A 3,221-nucleotide genomic window follows, 5' to 3' on the forward strand; every position below is an offset into this window, starting at 1 on the left:
GGAGCTAGAAGCCCCGCACGAATGACTCTATCCGTAAGCTTCGCTCTAACAGCTCGACAAACTGCAATTTGCAGAGAATCCGGAAATATGGCATCATAGGCCTATGAAGGAGGAGACACCTATGGATGAAATGAATGAACTTTTTTATAAAGATGCCTACCGGAAAGAATTCGACAGCAAAGTGGTGAGCTGCACGAAAGGGAAGAAAGGCTATGAAGTGGTGCTGGAGGACACTGCCTTTTATCCGGAAGGCGGCGGACAGCCCGGGGACCATGGCACTCTGGGAGACGCAAAGGTGATGGATGTGCATAGAAAAGAGGGCCTCGTGGTGCACTACACCGATAAGCCCCTCACCGTGGGAAGTACTGTCCACGGGACCATCGACTGGCAGCGGCGGTTCGATTTCATGCAGAACCACTCAGGAGAGCATATTTACTCCGGCCTGGTGCATAAGAAATTCGGCTACGATAATGTGGGATTCCACATGGACAAGGTGGTCACCGTCGATTTCAATGGTCCCATGACCATTGAAGATGCCCTGGCCATTGAGAAGGAAGCGAACAACCTGATTTACAGGAACGTGGAAACGAAGATTTCCTTCCCCACGCCGGAGGAACTGAAGACCATTCCTTACCGGAGCAAAATCGAACTCACCGGAAAGGTGCGGATTGTGGAATTCCCGGGCGGCGATATCTGCGCCTGCTGCGGCACCCATGTAGCACGGACCGGAGAAATCGGGCTCATCAAGGTGCTGTCCCTGGTGAACCATAAAGGCGGTGTCCGCATTGAACTGGCCTGCGGCCGGTGGGCCATGGAAGACTATGACCGGATCCACGACCTGAACCGGGACATTGCGGTCCGGTTCTCCGTAAAGCCCTATGAGACCGTGAGGGCTGTAGAAAAGATGGAGAAGGAAGTGGAGGACCTTCGCCAGAAAATTAACGAAATGAACCGCCGTTATTTTGCCATGCGGAAGGAATCCATTGCGCCGGGAAAGAAGGCCATTCTCCTCTATGAAGAAGCCATGGCGCCCATGGAAATCCGGAAGTTCTGCGAATACCTGACGGAACAGAGGGCAGCGGAATTCTGCTTCGTCCTGTCTAAGAAAGACGGGGAATCCCTGAATTACGCCATCGGCAGCACAGGAAGTGACCTGAAGTCCCTCCTCAAGGAATGGAACTCCCGCCTGAACGGCCGCGGCGGCGGACGGGATATCATGCAGGGCTCCTTCAGGTGTTCCCTGGAAGAAGTGGAGAAACTGGTGGATGAACTGAACGGGTGATAGGGCATTGGGCATTCCCGCTTTCAGGAATATGGTCAGAGTCACAAGCCTTGAGCAGTGAGCCTTTAGCCTTGAGCTGGACAGCCGCTGCGCGGCAAATGCACCTCCTCAGTCGCCTGCGGCGACAGCTCACCCTGCGGGGAAGTCCCGCGAAGCGGGCAAGGGGTGTATTTGCGTCGAAGACGCTGATCAGCTCAAGGCTAAAGGCTCAAAGCTAAAGGCTATGACTCTAACCGCAAGTATGCTAAGGAAGCTCTGATTAATTCGCAAAGTCAGATTTTATAAGGATTTTTATGCACTGCTTCGTCATAAATCGGCCAAGAATAAAAGGAAGGCGCTTTAATGTGCAGAGAAAGCGCCAACTTATCTTGGCTCAGCAGTCCTATGCAGGACTGCTGCCTTAAATAGCTCGCTATTCGCGTCGAGTTATTCCTCGCATTGCATAAAAATCCAAGAATGAAATCTGACAACGATTTAATCAGTGCTTCCTTAAATTGCAAATTACCATCAGCTCGTAATACTGCAATTGGCGTGTTCCCATACATAAAAACGCACGAAAACCTGCCTGGCAGTGGTGTCAGGCAGGTTTCGTGCGTTTTTTGCAGCGGGTCCGAAAGGATTCCCCATGGAATATGGAATTGCGCTGGTTTCTTTGGAATCCCGCTGGTATTGGTTTGTATCCGGTGCACTGGGGAGAGAATATTCGGAGATTCCTTCCTCCTCCTGCCCCGTGGAATGGGCCCGGCAGGATTGATGGGAAGGAGAGTTCCTGATGTTTCTCTGTCTGTATAGTCCGGTGCATAGGGAAAATGTCCCAATGGATTTTGGACTTTCAGGGACAGAGCCACTGGAATCGGAGCATCTGGAAGCTCCGCCCCATTGTCTCTATCCACCAGCATGGGGATCTGCCGCGTAGCGGCTTTCCGGCTCAAGGCTCGTGACACTCCTGCCGACCTGCAAAAGCTTCAATCTTTCGACCGCAGGGGGAAAGAAAACGTTCCTCCCGCTGCCCAGACGCCGAGGAGGATGAGGAAGGCTCCTGCAAGGCCTGTGGTTCCCAGATTTTCCCCAAGAAAAGCGAAGGCAAAGAGGGCGGAGAAGACGGGCTCCAGAGAGAAAATGAATCCTGCCCGCTCGGGGGTGGTGTATTCCTGGGCCATGGCCTGCACCGTGAAACCGTAGGCGGAAGAAAAGATGGCGAGCCCCAGAACAGCGGTCCACTCGGGAACCGTAGAGGGCAGTACCGGCGTTTCCAGTATACAGCTCATGATGCCCGCGAAGAGACCTGCAAATCCCATCTGCCAGATGCCAAGGAGCAGGCTGTCGATGCGGGAAACGAAGGTATTTGTAAAAAGAATATCCAGGGCATAGAGAAAGGCCGCCAGAAGGCAGAGAATGAATCCCCTGTCCAGGGAAATGGAGGTGACCCCATTCAGAAGGACGAGACCCGCCGTGACGATGACGGTGCCTGTCATGACAGGAAGGGATGGCCATTTTCGGATCCACAGTCCGTGGAGGATGGGCACCATGATGACGGAAGTGGAAATGAGAAACCCTGCCGCCGAGGCGGAGGTGCCGATGACCCCGTAAATGACGCCGATAAAGACGCCGGCAATGAGAAATCTGGTGACAGCGCTGTAGAGGAGGATGTCCCGGTTTGTCTTTCGAATCATGCGGCCCAGGAAGAGGGGGCAGAGAATGATAAAGGCAAAGAGACACCGAAGGGCTGCAATGCAGATGGGCGGCATGGTTTCCGTTCCGATTTTCATAAAACCGTAGGAACTGCCCCATACGAAGGCAGCAGAGAGTAAAAGAAGGTCAGCTTTATTTCGTGACATGAAAGTCTCCTGGGTAGAATCAAACGTGGATGTACGGTGGCCACACCGCGATATTTCAGTGAGCTGTTGGTATTCGGTGTTGACGGGTAGAGTCACTCGCA

The 3,221-nt window shown here is 53.2% G+C and carries 3 protein-coding genes; 1 reads left to right on the forward strand and 2 read right to left on the reverse strand.

Annotated features, from left to right (window positions below):
• Nucleotides 1-121 precede the first annotated feature (121 nt).
• Complete coding sequence (locus tag QZR21_RS08715; protein ID WP_296098628.1) at nucleotides 122-1,282, forward strand: DHHA1 domain-containing protein; 1,161 nt, start codon at nucleotides 122-124, stop codon at nucleotides 1,280-1,282.
• A gap of 272 nt (nucleotides 1,283-1,554) precedes the next feature.
• On the opposite strand, the gene QZR21_RS08720 is transcribed toward QZR21_RS08715, so the two are convergent.
• Nucleotides 1,555-2,181: a hypothetical protein gene (locus tag QZR21_RS08720; protein WP_296974982.1), complete on the reverse strand. Its 627-nt coding sequence runs from the start codon at nucleotides 2,179-2,181 to the stop codon at nucleotides 1,555-1,557.
• A gap of 66 nt (nucleotides 2,182-2,247) precedes the next feature.
• On the reverse strand, nucleotides 2,248-3,120 hold the full coding sequence (locus QZR21_RS08725) for a DMT family transporter (RefSeq protein WP_296974985.1): 873 nt from the start codon (nucleotides 3,118-3,120) through the stop codon (nucleotides 2,248-2,250).
• Nucleotides 3,121-3,221 lie beyond the last annotated feature (101 nt).

The organism is uncultured Dialister sp. (assembly GCF_900541605.1).
Lineage (GTDB): Bacteria > Bacillota > Negativicutes > Veillonellales > Dialisteraceae > Dialister.